This is a genomic window from Photobacterium angustum (assembly GCF_002954615.1).
Taxonomy (GTDB): domain Bacteria; phylum Pseudomonadota; class Gammaproteobacteria; order Enterobacterales; family Vibrionaceae; genus Photobacterium; species Photobacterium angustum_A.
On the sequence record NZ_MSCJ01000001.1, the window covers coordinates 1,836,355 to 1,850,784 of the forward strand.

The window sequence follows — 14,430 nt, forward strand, 5'->3', positions numbered from 1 at the left end:
GCACGTAGATCATCATTAGTACCTGATGATTATTCTCATCTCTATACAATGACTTAGGTGGAAGAGTGATGAAAGACTGTAAACTAATTTATGCACTACTTATGCTGTTAGGTTTATCCGCGAGTATTTCCGTACATGCGGTAACAACATCAGAAAAGTATCAATGTCCTACTCAGCAACAATATGAATACCAATTTGAGTCAGGTAATCTCTGGCAGTTTTGTTGGCAATGGGACAGTCGTTTTGGTATCAGCCTACACGATGTTGCATTCAAAACCGTAAGAGAGCGACTTAATACCTATATCGCTTCATCAATTGCTCTCAATCAAATCGAGTTAGTCGATGCACAAAACACCAGTAATACTCTTAAAATTAACCAATTAGATAAATCACAATCAATATTAAGTGGTAACTGTCTAAACGGAACATTGCTATCTGATAGTGAAAATAACCCACTATTATGTATTAAGCCTGCAACATCTGATTATGCCATGCATTATGATGACGAATCTCGCCGTAAAAACTCTGTCGATATACTTAGCCTTGTCACCGTGAATAACAACCAATTTATTTCCCGCTTACGTTTACACGATGACGGTAGCTTTACTCCTTCAGCGAGCCTCGTTACTGATGACAGCAACAATACTCACTACATCGTCAATTACTTCTGGCGTTTAGATTTAGACATAGGTGCAACCGCCACTAACGATCATGTCGAAGAGTTTCGTACCCATATTCGAAAAGGTCGAAATAAACGTGAAATCAGAACCAACACAGTTCTACAACCTGCTGAATTTAAAAAACAATATGATCGTAAAAAGATGAAAAGCTGGCGTATTTACGATGGGCAAATTACTAATCAATACAATATGCCTTCGTCTTATCACATTTTCCCATTAAGCCATGCTGCGATTGAACGTGATGCACAACGTCCGTGGACTGAATCTGACGTTTACTTCACGAATTACCACCCTTGTGAGCATAAAGCGATCATAAATAATGAAACTGATTGTGCTGAGAATGTGGTTCAAATGGTTGATCAAGAAACGATAACTGATGTTGTAGCGTGGATTAAATTAACAGCACATTATATTCCGCCTTACACCAGTAGTGACGATCTCGCGCTGCTATGGCAAGAGTTTACTGTTTATCCTCGAGATGTCTTTAGCAAAAACCCTAATGTTCCCGATCCAGAATATCCAACTCCCCTTGACTAGAACATGAAATCAATCGACTTAAATGTAGAGAGGATAATATGTTTACAGTAAAAAGATGGTGGAAAATATACTTGGCTCTTGCATGTTTTTACTCATCTAGCGTATTTGCATGTAGCCCAGATGACAGTAACTACGTTCAAGAGAACTTCAGCAATGGTGCAAAATGGTCAATGTGTTGGGAGTTCGATAGTGATGAAGGTATCTACCTTACAGATATTACTTATACACCACCTAATAGCACCACGCCTTTTAGAGTAATAAATGAAGTTATACTTTCTCAAATTTTTGTGCCTTATGATAATGGTAAAGATCGCTTTCATGATGTAACCGACTACGACTTTGGCGGTAGCATGATTGAAATTAAACCACAAAACTGCAAAAACGGGTTCATTGAACGTATAGACACCCTTTATGAAGATAACCTTCCTAGTCTATGTATTAAAACAGCTAGCGATACCACATTACATGATCTAACGGGTGCGCCTGCAAGCAGTGAGTACCTACAACTTTTTTCTTCTCACCAAGTCGGCGCCTATAATTACATTCCTGATTGGCGTTTCTATAGTAATGGCATGATTGAATTTGCAGTAGGTGCAACAGGTGCATTGCAAACTACCGTCAACATAAACAATAACCCTGCAAGAGAAGATCGTTATCGTAAATTAGGATGGAAAATCGGACACAATACTGTGGGTGTATCCCATATCCATAATTACTTTTGGCGTATCGATTTCGCCGTAGGTGATCAGGAAAACGATGATGTTTTTAAAGTGCTACGTTATACAAAAGACGGGAATAAAACGGTAGAAAATGCGACCCAGATAACCAAAGAAGGACGTTTTAATCATAAAGAAAGCAATTTTAAAACGTGGTTTGTACAAGAAAATGTCAACTCCAATAAAGGCTACATTCTTCAGCCTGGGGATTCTGGTCACCGCTTTAAAGGCATCAAAAAAGAGAAATTCACCCGTAACGATCTTCACATCTCCCGTGATATTGCTTGTGAACGTTACGCCTCACATAACAAAATGTGTAACGGTAAAAAACAACTTGCTGACTTTATTCAAGATAATAAATCTATAGAAAACAGAGACTTTGTTGTTTGGTACAACTTAACCTTGCACCACATTCCACGCGGTGAAGAATCACCTGAAATGGATATACACCGCAATAGCTTTAAGCTTGTGCCTAGAAATTTATATTGAGGATAGGTTTTATCTAAACGTAAAAAAGCCGCTAACTTTCGCTAGCGGCTTTCTTTTATATGGCGGAGCAGTTCTGGGGATTTGAGGATTTGAACCCTTCTAATACAAATATCAGATTAATTTTAAAATATAATCATTCTTCCAGATGCAAAAAAGCCGCTGACTTTCGCTAGTAGCTTTCTTTAATATGGTGGAGCAGTTCTGGGTATTTGAGGATTTGAACCCTTCTAATATAAATATCAGATTAATTTTAAAATATAATTATTCTTCCAGATGCAAAAAAGCCGCTAAGGGTTAACTTAGCGGCTTTCTTTAATATGGCGGAGAGATAGGGATTTGAACCCTAGATACGCTATAAACGTATGCCGGTTTTCAAGACCGGTGCTTTCAACCACTCAGCCATCTCTCCTAAATTGTTATCTCTTAAAAAATAAGAGATGGCGGTGAGGGAGGGATTCGAACCCTCGATACGTTGCCGTATACACACTTTCCAGGCGTGCTCCTTCAGCCACTCGGACACCTCACCACATTGCGTTAATAGGCACTGCCTCTTAACGGACGGCTACTATATTGTGCTAAAGGTATTAGGTCAAGATAAAACTGAAAGCATCGCATTAAGTGTCTACTTTTAAAACAAATCTGATACTTATACGAAAATATCTCATCGTGTCTCTATTTTGACCTAACGAGGCTGTTACAATAAGTAACTAATACTTGATTACTCTTTCGTTGATCGTTAAATAGGTCAAGGAATATCCTAACAATGATTAAATAGAGACTCTTTATATGTCTTCAAAACTTAGCGTCATTTTGCAAGATCAACAGCTTGCCGAACTACTGCTCAACGAAGCGCAAACACGTGGCTTTGTCACTGCAATGGCAGCAGCACCTAATATTATTGCCCCAACAGAATGGCTAGCTTTTTTATGGGGTGGAGAAGAAACCTCTCCTTTTAGTACGCATGAAGAATTAGAAAACTATGCCAATGCAATCATTGATATTTTAAATGAAGCACGTACAACTCTCTATGACAACACATGGCAATGGCCTGAAGGCTGTGCACTAGACGATAGCCAAATTGTCACCGAAGCAACCAGTAACTTCTGTGAGGGTATGCTTCAGGGTTGGCAACTTGCGCGTGATGATTGGGAAACCATTATGCCACCAGAAAGTGAAGATAATGCTCTACTGGGTGGCGTATTGCTTTCTTTCAGCCTACTGTTTGATCCTGAAACAGCACTTGAAGCATTAAAAGAACAAGATGCTGATGCCTTAGCGCAATTTGAAGAGATCTTTAATGCCATTCCTGTAATGCTATGTGGCTTAACACAACGTGGCGCAATGTTAGTTCAAGACTAATAATCAACACATTCCCCTAAAACAAAGAAGGCGAACATCTCTGTTCGCCTTCTTTTTTATGCTCGTTTGTTATTAATTGCCGCTGATTCAACAAAAAGCTTAAGCATTACCTTTTACTTTTAATTGCAATTCAGCCGCAAAATCTAGCATTCGGTTTAACGGGATCAGTGATTTTTCACGTAGCGATTCATCAACAAAAATTTCATGCTGCTCACCACCATCATTTAATGCGGTGTAAATCGCTTTCAAACCATTCATTGCCATCCACGGACAATGTGCGCAGCTACGACATGTTGCCCCAGCCCCCGCTGTTGGAGCCTCTACTAATTCTTTCTCTGGCACCATTTGCTGCATCTTAAAGAAAATGCCTTTATCAGTTGCTACAATAAGCTTCTGATTCGGTAGCTCTTTCGCGGCTTTAATAAGCTGGCTTGTTGAACCCACAGCATCAGCTAATGCGACAACACTCGCAGGTGATTCAGGGTGAACAAGAATAGCAGCGTCAGGATATAGGTGCTTCATGTCGCGTAGGGCTTTAGCAGAAAACTCGTCGTGAACAATACATTCACCCTGCCACAACAGCATCTCTGCACCTGTTTTCTTCTGAATATAAGAACCTAAGTGACGATCTGGTCCCCAAATGATTTTCTTGTCTTCGCTATCTAAATGCTCAACAATTTCAAGTGCAATACTCGATGTTACAACCCAATCAGCACGTGCTTTTACTGCAGCAGACGTATTGGCATAGACAACAACTGTATGATCGGGGTGAGCATCGCAAAACTCGCTAAATGCATCAATAGGACAACCTAAATCAAGCGAACATTCAGCATCTAAGGTTGGCATCAATACATGCTTTTCTGGTGTAAGAATCTTGGCTGATTCACCCATAAAGCGTACACCACAAATAATTAAAGTAGTGGCTGGATGTTGATTACCAAAACGAGCCATTTCTAGTGAATCACCAACAAAACCGCCAGTTTCTTCAGCCAATGCCTGTATTTCAGGATCGGTATAATAATGCGCCACTAATACTGCGTCTTTATCCTTTAGCAATTGTTTGATTTGCTGAATATATTGCTGTTTTTCAGTATCAGTTAGTCGGGCAGGTTTTGGTGGAAACGGATATACCATCTCTGATGGATCAAATGTAATACTCATTTTTCACTTGCTCATTAGCATTCCTTTAGTGTCCGAACATTATACGCTGGATTTTCCAAATTTCACCTTTAACCAACACTGCTTCGACTTCGTAGTAACAAAAAAGCCCACAACAGAAATAACCATTTCTTTGTGGGCTTTTAAAATCAAACCGTAACTGCGTTTATTTTAACTTCGTAAGCGCTGTTTTAGCTTGATTAGCAGACGTTGAATTCGGGTATGCTTTGATCACTTCTTGATAATATGTTTTTGCCGTAGCTATATCATTACCACGTTCTGCAATCACACCAAGTTTCAGCAACGCATCAGCGCGCTTACTTGAGTCTTTGGTATCTGCAACCACTTTAAAATTCGTTGCAGCATCTGCTAGCTGATTCTGAGCAAAGAATAATTGCCCCAACCAATAACTAGCATTCGGCTTATAAACCGAATTAGGGTAAGTCGTTAGGAAGCTTTGGAACGCTTTTGTTGCGCCTTTATAATCTTTCTCTTTTAAGATCAGATTAACCGCTTTTTCATAGGCCGTATTTTCATCGGTATTACTTGAAAAAGCTTCGCTTGATGCCGCTTCTTTTTTAGCGTCCGTAGGCTCGGCTTTCGCTGGTTGGCGGCTCAAGTTATCAACTTCTCTATAGATGTCGCGTTGACGATCTACCACTTTTTTAATTTCATAACTATTACGTTCAACGTTGCCACGAAGCTCATCAATATCTGATGACATCTGTTCTAAGCGACGCTGCATTTGTAGCTGCACCTGCCCTTGCGCTTCAAGCATACGCTCTAAGCTATCTAAATTCGCTGCCGATACAGGCGCGGCGACCACTTGGGTCGCCGCGCTCATCAGCAACACTAATGCAAGTTTTCGCATTACTTTGTTACTGCTCATATTGGGTTTACCTACATTAGATTAGTAAACTAAAACCGCACGACGGTTTTTCGCATAATCAGCATCAGTGTGACCTAATACTAATGGTTTTTCTTCACCGTAGCTCACAATTGAAAGTTGAGATGCAGGTACACCTAATGCTTGCAGGTATTGTGCTACCGCATTGGCACGACGCTCACCTAATGCAATGTTGTATTCTGGCGTACCACGCTCATCAGCATGACCTTCAACGATGACTTTAATACTTGGGTGGTCACGTAAGTACGCTGCATGTGCTTCTAAAATTGCTTGATACTCAGGTTGAATCTCTGCGTTATCAAACTTAAAGAAAACAGTTTGTTCTTGACGTAACTGCTGCAGTTGCTGCTCAAGCAATTGTTCTTCACTCATGCTTCCTGATGGATCAACAGGAGTAACAATTGTTTGATCAGGCGAAGTGCCGCCATTAGTGCCGTTTTGGTTAGCAGCAGAGCTGTCTGCACTATCTGTTGAACTACATGCAGCCAATGTCATCATTGGTAGCGCAATCGCTAAACTTTTTAAAATTTTGTTCAGTTGCATCTATATTTCCTTTTTAAACTCAATCGTGCCTCAAAAGGCAAATGAGAACTAACTCAAATTATAAAAATGGGCCCCAAGATGGCGCTCGTACACGTTTACTTGTTGATGGTAAGCGTGCTTGGAAACGGCCATCGATGGATACCAAAGAAAGTTCGTAAGTACCATTATTTTGCGCTGAGCTATAAATAATCATACTTCCATTAGGAGCAATACTTGGTGACTCGGCAAGGCGTGCTTTTGTCAAAATTTGCATTGCACCTGTTTTAAGATCTTGTTTCGCAATGTTGTAACCACTATCTGAACGGTTTACGACAACAAGGTAACGACCATCAGGTGTAATTTGTGGTCCCATGTTCTGAGCACCTTGCCAAGTTACACGTTGCGTATCACCTGTTGCTAAATCTAAATGGTAAACCTGTGGGCGACCGCCACGATCAGAGGTGAAGTAAAGAGACTGACCATCAGGTGCCCATACCGCTTCCGTATTATTAGCACGGCCGTGAGTAATTTGGCGTAATTGATTGGTTTTCAGATCTTTAATATAGATCTGCAAGCTACCTGTTTTAGAAAGTACCATCGCTAATTTAGTACCATCAGGTGAAAACTGTGGTGAACCATTATGGCGAGGGTAATCCGCCACTACTTCACGCTTACCTGTGTAGATATCTAACACGAAGATTTGTGCTTTACCGCTTTCAAAACTTACATACGCCAGTTTGCTGCCATCTGGAGACCATGCAGGAGACATTAGCGGCTGTTTGGACTTCAATACCACACGTTCGTTGTAACCATCGTAATCAGCAACACGCAATTGATATGGAAACTTCGATGAACGATTATTATCAACGTATGCAATACGCGTTAAGAATGCACCACGTTCACCCGTTAGCTTCTGGTAAATTAAATCAGAAATACGGTGAGCATATTGACGCATGCGGTTAGGCTTCACTGACGCTTGATTATTCAATAGTAAATAATCACCTTTTGCAGCCCCTTCAGTACCTGCTGCTAGTTTGCCTTTAACAATATCGACTAACTGATAATTAACGGTGTAATTGCCATCTTGATTCTTAACAATTGTACCTGTTACAACCGCATCAACGCCCATCTTACTCCATGCAGAGTAATCAATTTGGCTTTCATTGTGAGGTAACTGTGGCAATTTATTTGTCGGCACTGGGCTAAACTTACCACTTCGTTGTAAATCTGATGCAATAACTGCAGAAATATCAGTGGGTAGTTTACCTTCACCTTCCCATTGGAAAGGAACAACACCAATTGGGCGTGCAGAATCCACACCATCAGTGATCACTAATTCAAGTTCAGCATGTGCAAATTGGCTAACGCTTAATAGAGCTAAACATAAGCCCATTATCCAACGTTTCATCCATCGCTCCTATTTTATGTTGCACCACAAATCATTTACTGTGGCGTGACTGCAAGTTTGATATCTCTTAATTTTTTCGCAATTTCTGGATCATCAGGCATTGGGAATTGGCTAACTTTTACTACAGCAGATTTTGCCGCGCGACATAATGCACCATCACCACCAGATTGAGTGACATCCAGTACTAAACCATCTGCAGATAAACGCATAGTCAAATTACATTCTTGGCCTTTAAAACTTTGATCAACCAATAAATTTTGTTGAATCATTTGTTTATATATTGCGCCATAACGTGCAACTTCATCAGCAATATGTTGCCCTTTCGCACCACCACGCTGCTCACTTTCCGCTTCAAGGCCTGCAAACATATCGTTCAATGCTGCTTCTTTTTGCTGCTGGAGTTTCTTCGCTTCAGCTGCTTTGCGTTTAGCTTCTGCTTCTGCTTTTTTCTTAGCTTCTGCTGCCTTACGCTCAGCCTCAATACGTTTTGCTTCTGCTTCTTTACGTTTAGCTTCCGCTTTCGCTGCCTCTTCTTCGGCTTTCTTCTTCGCTGCTACTTGCTTTTGACGCTCAAGTTCAGCTTGTCGACTTGCTTCTTCCGCTTTACGTTGTTCTTCAAGTTTTTGTTGACGCACTTGCTCCGCTTTTTCTGCAGCTTCTTGTTTCGCTTTACGCTCAGCTTCTGCTTTTGCTGCTTGTGCTTTCGCTACTTTTGCCGCTTCATCAGCTTTACGTTTTTCTTCAGCCGCTTGCTTTTGTTGCTCTGCGACTAACTTGCGTTGTTTCTCTGCTTCTCGTGCTTCTTTCTCAGCTTTTAGCTTATCGGCTTTTAACTGTCTAACACGTTCAGCTTCATCTTTTCTCTGCTTTTCAAGCGCTTCCGTCTGCTCTTCTAGCCTTTTTTTACGTTCTTGCTCAGCACGTTTAGCCGCTTCCCGTTGCTCTCGAATTTGCGTCGCTTGTTGATGAATCATTGCAGGATCGACAACCACAGCTTGAATGGTATTGCCGCCCACATCTGATTTTTTCATCGTAAAATCAGCGCCCCAGAACAATAATCCAATCAACAGCGCATGAATAAATAACGATATAACGGTGGAACCTGTGTAATTGTTATTTTTCATTCTTTAACCTTATTGCTCCAGAGGCTCAGTCATTAAGCCAACAGAGCCGACACCTGCTTGGTTTAAGGCGTCCAATGTTTCGATAATATGTGCATAAGGTGTACGACCATCACCACCTACCATCACTAACGTTTTAGGCTGCGCTGCCATTTGTGCTTTCACACGTGCGAGCACTTCTTGCAGCGATAAGCCCCGTTGCATGTCTGCATTGTCGATACTGACACCAAGGTGGCCATCTTTATCAACTTCCACAATAATTGGCGGAATATCGCTATCTTTATTCATCTCAGCCACCGTTTCTGCCGTGGTTGTTTGTGGTAGATCCACATCCACACCTTGACTCACAAACGGCGCTGTTACCATAAAGATAATAAGCAATACCAACATTACGTCGATATAGGGAACAACGTTAATTTCCGCTGTCATTTTGCGCTTTTTCGGTTGATAAGCCATTGCTTACTTCTCCTGATTAGCGGCAAATGCTTGGCGGTGTAAAATACTTGAAAATTCTTCCATGAACGTTGCGTATGTATGTTCTAGCTTTGATACTTTATTGGTTAAACGGTTGTAGAACATTACAGCAGGAATCGCAGCAAACAAGCCCATCGCCGTTGCAATCAATGCCCCAGCGATACCGGGTGCAACGGTTGCTAATGTTGGCTGTTTCATCGCACCAAGTGCAATAAATGCAGTCATGATACCTAGTACCGTACCAAATAAGCCGATATACGGACTAATTGAACCTACCGTTGCTAAAAACGGTAGATTGGTTTCTAATTCATCAACTTCTTTTGACAGAGATACACGCATTGCTCGACTTGTACCTTCCATCACCGCTTCTGGCACTTTATCGTTACTACGGTGTAGACGTGCAAACTCTTTGAAACCTGAATAGAAAATTTGTTCAGAACCTGTTAGGTCATCTTTACGTGCTTGTACTTCTTTATACAACTGAGATAAATCAATACCTGACCAAAAACGATCTTCAAATTGTGCTGCTTTACGGCTAGCCTCTGACAATACTTGAGAGCGCTTGATGATCATTGTCCATGATGCAATCGACATGCCTAACAAAATAAGCATCACCATAATTTCAAGCGCACCTGAATTTAGAATAATGTCTAAAACCGTCAACTCTGAGTTCACTTAATTTATCTCCAGCTTTAATTGTTCAGGAAGTGCAATAGGCTTCATCTTTGTCGGATCGACACAAGCAATTTTCACCAATGCCTTACACAGCACTTCGTTGTTATTGTTTACTAACTCTTGGCTAAACTCGATTGAAGCTCGTCGTGTATTTTGCACCACTGAATGTACCATTAACTGATCATCAAGTTTTGCACCACGAAGAAAATCAATATTTACGCTACGCACAACAAAACTCATATTTTGTGAAAGTAACTGTTGCTGATTTAGCCCAATTTTTCTCAAGTATTCTGTTCGTGCTCGCTCAAAAAACTTCAAATAGTTAGCGTGGTATACCACCCCACCAACATCGGTATCTTCATAGTAAATGGTTACTGGCCACTTAAAAACATTAAGTTGTGTCATTTTGTTACCATTGAGCCGTGGCTATCATCTATATATGCAAAAATATATTACCGCTACTGTACATCAACTTAATGTAAGTTTGTTACTAAGTGATGCTTTCAAGGCGTTATTTTATAGAAAATTAACGCTTACGTGTCCATTCTGACAATCAAATCACATTTCTGTTCACATACCATGCGCAACAAGCGAAATGAATGTAGTACATACCTAATTTTTATAAAAAAACGGCTTACTACCACAGTAGTAAGCCGTTTGATTATTCTACAAATCGTCTTCTATTAAAAAAAGTACAATTTAAGAACATAAATTAATATCGGAAGTGCGATGATTGGCGAGAAAAATAACTGCCAATACCAACGATGAGGCACAAAACTCATACCAAAAACCATGGCACTACATGTTGCCCAAATCATCAACGGCGCAATCACAGGACCAAAGCCACCAATTGCATCAGCAAACTGGTGTGGTTCCCACATAAGTAAGCCTGCAACAGTCACTGCCATTGCAATCGCTAATAACTTTAGTGGCAACATCATCAATGGCGCATGTATTGCTTTTATCGCACGATCCATATTACTCACTGTCGTTATCCATGTTTTCGGTCGTTTCAAGCCATAACGCGTTGACGATACCAAAAGAACAAGCCAGTAGAACACCTAAAATCCAAGCAAAATACCACATTGTTCGTCTACTCCTTAGTACAGTGAAGTTTTGTTGTCTTCGATATATTTAGTATCTAGACGACCAAACATTTTGTAGTAACACCATGAGGTGTAAGCCAAGATCACTGGAACCATAATAAAGGCAACTACAGTCATGATCTTCAATGTTAACTCAGAGGATGTTGCATCCCAAATCGTCAAGCTAATGTTTGGATCTAGGCTTGAAGGCATAATGAATGGGAATGTTGCAAAACCAAACGTTAAGATCACACCTACAACCGTAAGGCTTGAGAATAAGAAAGCAAAACCAGCACGGTTAGCACGTGAACAAAGCGCTGTCAGTAACGGCATCACTACAGCAAGGATTGGCGCAATCCATAGTGCAGGGTAGTTCGCATAGTTAATGAACAATGCACCTGTCTGACGCATTACTTCTTTCGTTGTTGGATCTGAAGGTGCATTTTTAATGATTTCAGATGTAATCACGTAACCATTAATGCTTTGAGATACAAAACCAGCAATAACAAATACAACAGCCATCGCTACAGCAGACATCGCAGCTACGTTACGAGAACGCGCGTGAATTGCATCTGTTGTTTTCATTTGTAGGAATGTCGCACCTTGCGTCACGATCATCAGCAAGCTAACCACACCACACAATAATGCGAATGGATTTAGCAGACCAAAGAATGAACCCTTATAAGTTGGGATCATGAACTCGTTTAGCTCAAATGGAACACCTTGCATTAGGTTACCGAATGCAACACCGAAGATCACAGGTGGTACAAAGCTACCTACGAAGATTGCTTTATCCCAAAGGCTACGCCATTTTGGATCTGTCAGCTTTGAACGGTAATCGAAGCCAAGAGGACGAAGCCAAAGTGCAGCTAGCGTCAGGATCATTGCAACATAGAAACCTGAAAATGCTGTTGCATAAACAAGTGGCCATGCTGCGAACAATGCACCACCAGCGGTGATTAACCATACTTGGTTACCATCCCAGTGAGGCGCGATCGAGTTGATCATTACTCGACGTTCATTATCTGTTTTACCAATAATATGAGATAGAATACCTACACCCATATCGAAACCATCAGTGATTGCAAAGCCGATGCATAATACACCGATTAATAACCACCAAATTAGTCGCAAGCTTTCATAATCAAACATTATTTGTTTCTCCCTGCTTACGCTTCAACCTGACGTGAAACCACATCTTGTTTTGTGTCATTTTGTTCGAAATGGTAGCGACCTGTTTTCAAGCTACTTGGACCAAGACGAGCGAATTTAACCATTAGGTAAACTTCAGCAACTAGGAATGCTGTATAAAGCGCTAAAATTGCTGCTAGTGAGAACCAAATATCAGATGGAGCCAAGTTAGAAGCTGCCATATGAACCGGTAAAATTTCACCTACTGCCCATGGTTGACGACCATACTCTGCAACAAACCAACCTGCTTCAATTGCAATCCAAGGTAGTGGAATACCAAATAGCGCAGCTTTTAGTACTAGTTTATTACCCGTGATCTTATGACGACAAGACTGGATGAATGCAGCACCAATAATGGCAAACATTAAGAAACCAGCACCAACCATGATACGGAAGCTAAAGAATAACGGCCATACTTGAGGGATTGAGTCATCTACTGCTTTTTGAATTTGTTCAGGTGTCGCATCAACAACTTTATCGGTGTAAGGCTTAAGTAGTAAACCGTAACCTAGGTCTTTTTTCACTTCATCGAAAGCTGCAATGTTTGCTGGTGTCTTATCACCCGCACGTAATTTCTCTAGTAGGCCGTATGCAACCATACCGTTACGAATACGTACTTCGTGCTCTTTCTTAAGATCACGGATACCCGTTACTTGAGTGTCAAGAGAACGCGTTGCAATAATACCCATTAGGTAAGGGATCTTAATTGCGTAATCGGTTTCCATTGTTTCTTGATTAGGGAAACCAAACGCAGTAAATGCCGCAGGTGCTGGCTCTGTGTGCCACTCTGCTTCAATCGCTGCAAGTTTTGTTTTCTGAACGTCGCCTAGCTCGTAACCTGACTCATCACCAAGGATCATTACAGAAACGATAGATGCCATACCGAACGCTGCTGCAATTGCAAATGAACGGCGAGCAAAAGCAATGTCACGGCCTTTCAGCATGTAGTATGCACTAACACCTAGAATAAACATTGAGCCACATACATAACCTGACGCTACAGTGTGAACGAACTTCACCTGTGCTACTGGGTTAAATATTACGTCTGCAAAGCTCACCATTTCCATACGCATTGTTTCAAAGTTGAAATCAGCGCCTACTGGGTTTTGCATCCAGCCGTTAGCAATAAGAATCCATAGTGCGGAGAAGTTTGAGCCAAGAGCTACTAGCCAAGTGACAGTAAGGTGCTGACGCTTGGATAGACGATCCCAACCAAAGAAGAACATGCCGACTAACGTTGATTCTAAGAAGAATGCCATTAGTGCTTCGATTGCCAACGGCGCACCGAAGATATCACCAACATAGTGAGAGTAGTATGCCCAGTTTGTACCAAACTGGAACTCCATAGATAGGCCAGTAGCCACACCAAGAGCAAAGTTAATCGCGAAAAGCTTACCCCAGAACTTAGTCATGTCCTTGTAGATTTGCTTTCCGGTCATTACATAAACGGACTCCATGATGGCTAGTAAAAAAGCCATACCTAGAGTTAGTGGAACGAACAAAAAGTGATACATCGCTGTTAGAGCGAACTGTAACCGCGATAGTTCGACGACATCAGTTAACATTGATAACTCCTTTATTCACCAGCTGACTGGTGACAGTACTACATACGTACCGATTATTGGGCTTAGCTTCGTATAGAACACTTATTGCAATCTTGCCGACCTTCCTGATCACTTGCTAATAATTACAAGCGTCCATGTTGTGTTGCAATATTGTTTAAATAAATTTAAATATACGTAATTCTATAGCTAATTTAGTCGTCGGTAATATTACAGATATTAATTGCAATCTTCAAAGAGTTTATTACGCGTTTTGCTTTGACAAATATCAAGAAAAAATGAGCTTGATAGCCAGTACGCCGATATTTTTGATTTAGATCAATTTACGAAAGATTTTGATAGGAAGAATGAATTTGGAAGGAGAAAACAATGAATTATAATTGTTCGTATTCTGAAATATTGTTCTTTTTCCTGTTCTTATTTAATCATGATAGCTAAACGAAGTGTATCAATATTTTGCTTTAAATTTGTTATAACTTGATAAATTTCATGAATAATCTACAAAGTTCACAAATCAACTTCTAGACTGTCATTCGTTGTCTTGTA

General features: G+C 40.7%; 15 protein-coding genes and 2 tRNA genes. 3 read left to right on the forward strand and 14 right to left on the reverse strand.

The window, feature by feature from the left end; all coding sequences use genetic code 11:
• Positions 1–68: 68 nt before the first annotated feature.
• Both BTO08_RS07885 and BTO08_RS07890 read left to right on the forward strand, forming a co-directional pair.
• Complete coding sequence (locus BTO08_RS07885; protein ID WP_105060575.1) at positions 69–1,217, forward strand: hypothetical protein; 1,149 nt, start codon at positions 69–71, stop codon at positions 1,215–1,217.
• Between the two features lie 38 nt (positions 1,218–1,255).
• Positions 1,256–2,422 carry a hypothetical protein gene (locus tag BTO08_RS07890; protein ID WP_105060576.1) on the forward strand — a complete coding sequence of 389 codons (1,167 nt, stop codon included), beginning with the start codon at positions 1,256–1,258 and terminating at the stop codon, positions 2,420–2,422.
• A gap of 318 nt (positions 2,423–2,740) precedes the next feature.
• Here BTO08_RS07890 and BTO08_RS07895 read toward each other — a convergent pair.
• A tRNA-Ser gene (locus tag BTO08_RS07895) sits at positions 2,741–2,831 on the reverse strand.
• A 29-nt stretch (positions 2,832–2,860) separates the two neighbouring features.
• Positions 2,861–2,948 (reverse strand) — tRNA-Ser (locus tag BTO08_RS07900).
• Positions 2,949–3,208: 260 nt separating this feature from the next.
• Between BTO08_RS07900 and BTO08_RS07905 the strand changes: the two genes are divergently transcribed.
• Positions 3,209–3,781 carry a UPF0149 family protein gene (locus BTO08_RS07905; protein WP_105060577.1) on the forward strand — a complete coding sequence of 191 codons (573 nt, stop codon included), beginning with the start codon at positions 3,209–3,211 and terminating at the stop codon, positions 3,779–3,781.
• 99 nt (positions 3,782–3,880) lie between these two features.
• Here BTO08_RS07905 and nadA read toward each other — a convergent pair whose 3' ends face one another.
• From nadA to cydA, 12 genes are all read right to left on the reverse strand, one after another.
• Positions 3,881–4,942 (reverse strand): quinolinate synthase NadA, encoded by a 1,062-nt coding sequence (gene nadA / locus BTO08_RS07910; protein ID WP_045082665.1) that lies wholly within the window; start codon positions 4,940–4,942, stop codon positions 3,881–3,883.
• 163 nt (positions 4,943–5,105) lie between these two features.
• Positions 5,106–5,828, reverse strand: a complete 723-nt coding sequence (ybgF, locus tag BTO08_RS07915) for a tol-pal system protein YbgF (RefSeq protein WP_105060578.1) — start codon at positions 5,826–5,828, stop codon at positions 5,106–5,108.
• A 21-nt stretch (positions 5,829–5,849) separates the two neighbouring features.
• Positions 5,850–6,389, reverse strand: a complete 540-nt coding sequence (gene pal / locus BTO08_RS07920; RefSeq protein ID WP_105060579.1) for a peptidoglycan-associated lipoprotein Pal — start codon at positions 6,387–6,389, stop codon at positions 5,850–5,852.
• A gap of 58 nt (positions 6,390–6,447) precedes the next feature.
• Entirely contained in the window at positions 6,448–7,776 is a 1,329-nt protein-coding gene (tolB, locus tag BTO08_RS07925; protein WP_105060580.1) for a Tol-Pal system beta propeller repeat protein TolB, read from the reverse strand.
• A 35-nt stretch (positions 7,777–7,811) separates the two neighbouring features.
• Positions 7,812–8,900 carry a cell envelope integrity protein TolA gene (tolA, locus tag BTO08_RS07930; RefSeq protein ID WP_105060581.1) on the reverse strand — a complete coding sequence of 363 codons (1,089 nt, stop codon included), beginning with the start codon at positions 8,898–8,900 and terminating at the stop codon, positions 7,812–7,814.
• Between the two features lie 9 nt (positions 8,901–8,909).
• Entirely contained in the window at positions 8,910–9,353 is a 444-nt protein-coding gene (gene tolR, locus BTO08_RS07935) for a protein TolR (protein ID WP_105060582.1), read from the reverse strand.
• A 3-nt stretch (positions 9,354–9,356) separates the two neighbouring features.
• On the reverse strand, positions 9,357–10,046 hold the full coding sequence (tolQ, locus tag BTO08_RS07940; protein ID WP_105060583.1) for a protein TolQ: 690 nt from the start codon (positions 10,044–10,046) through the stop codon (positions 9,357–9,359).
• Positions 10,047–10,451 carry a tol-pal system-associated acyl-CoA thioesterase gene (gene ybgC, locus BTO08_RS07945; RefSeq protein ID WP_105060584.1) on the reverse strand — a complete coding sequence of 135 codons (405 nt, stop codon included), beginning with the start codon at positions 10,449–10,451 and terminating at the stop codon, positions 10,047–10,049.
• A 278-nt stretch (positions 10,452–10,729) separates the two neighbouring features.
• A complete protein-coding gene (gene ybgE, locus BTO08_RS07950) occupies positions 10,730–11,023 on the reverse strand; it encodes a cyd operon protein YbgE (RefSeq protein ID WP_105060585.1) in 294 nt (97 codons plus the stop codon).
• Between the two features lies 1 nt (position 11,024).
• Positions 11,025–11,132, reverse strand: a complete 108-nt coding sequence (cydX, locus tag BTO08_RS07955) for a cytochrome bd-I oxidase subunit CydX (protein ID WP_005370675.1) — start codon at positions 11,130–11,132, stop codon at positions 11,025–11,027.
• A gap of 14 nt (positions 11,133–11,146) precedes the next feature.
• Positions 11,147–12,283, reverse strand: coding sequence for a cytochrome d ubiquinol oxidase subunit II (gene cydB / locus BTO08_RS07960; RefSeq protein ID WP_105060586.1), 1,137 nt, complete (start codon positions 12,281–12,283; stop codon positions 11,147–11,149).
• 17 nt (positions 12,284–12,300) lie between these two features.
• Positions 12,301–13,887, reverse strand: coding sequence for a cytochrome ubiquinol oxidase subunit I (cydA, locus tag BTO08_RS07965; protein WP_105060587.1), 1,587 nt, complete (start codon positions 13,885–13,887; stop codon positions 12,301–12,303).
• Positions 13,888–14,430 lie beyond the last annotated feature (543 nt).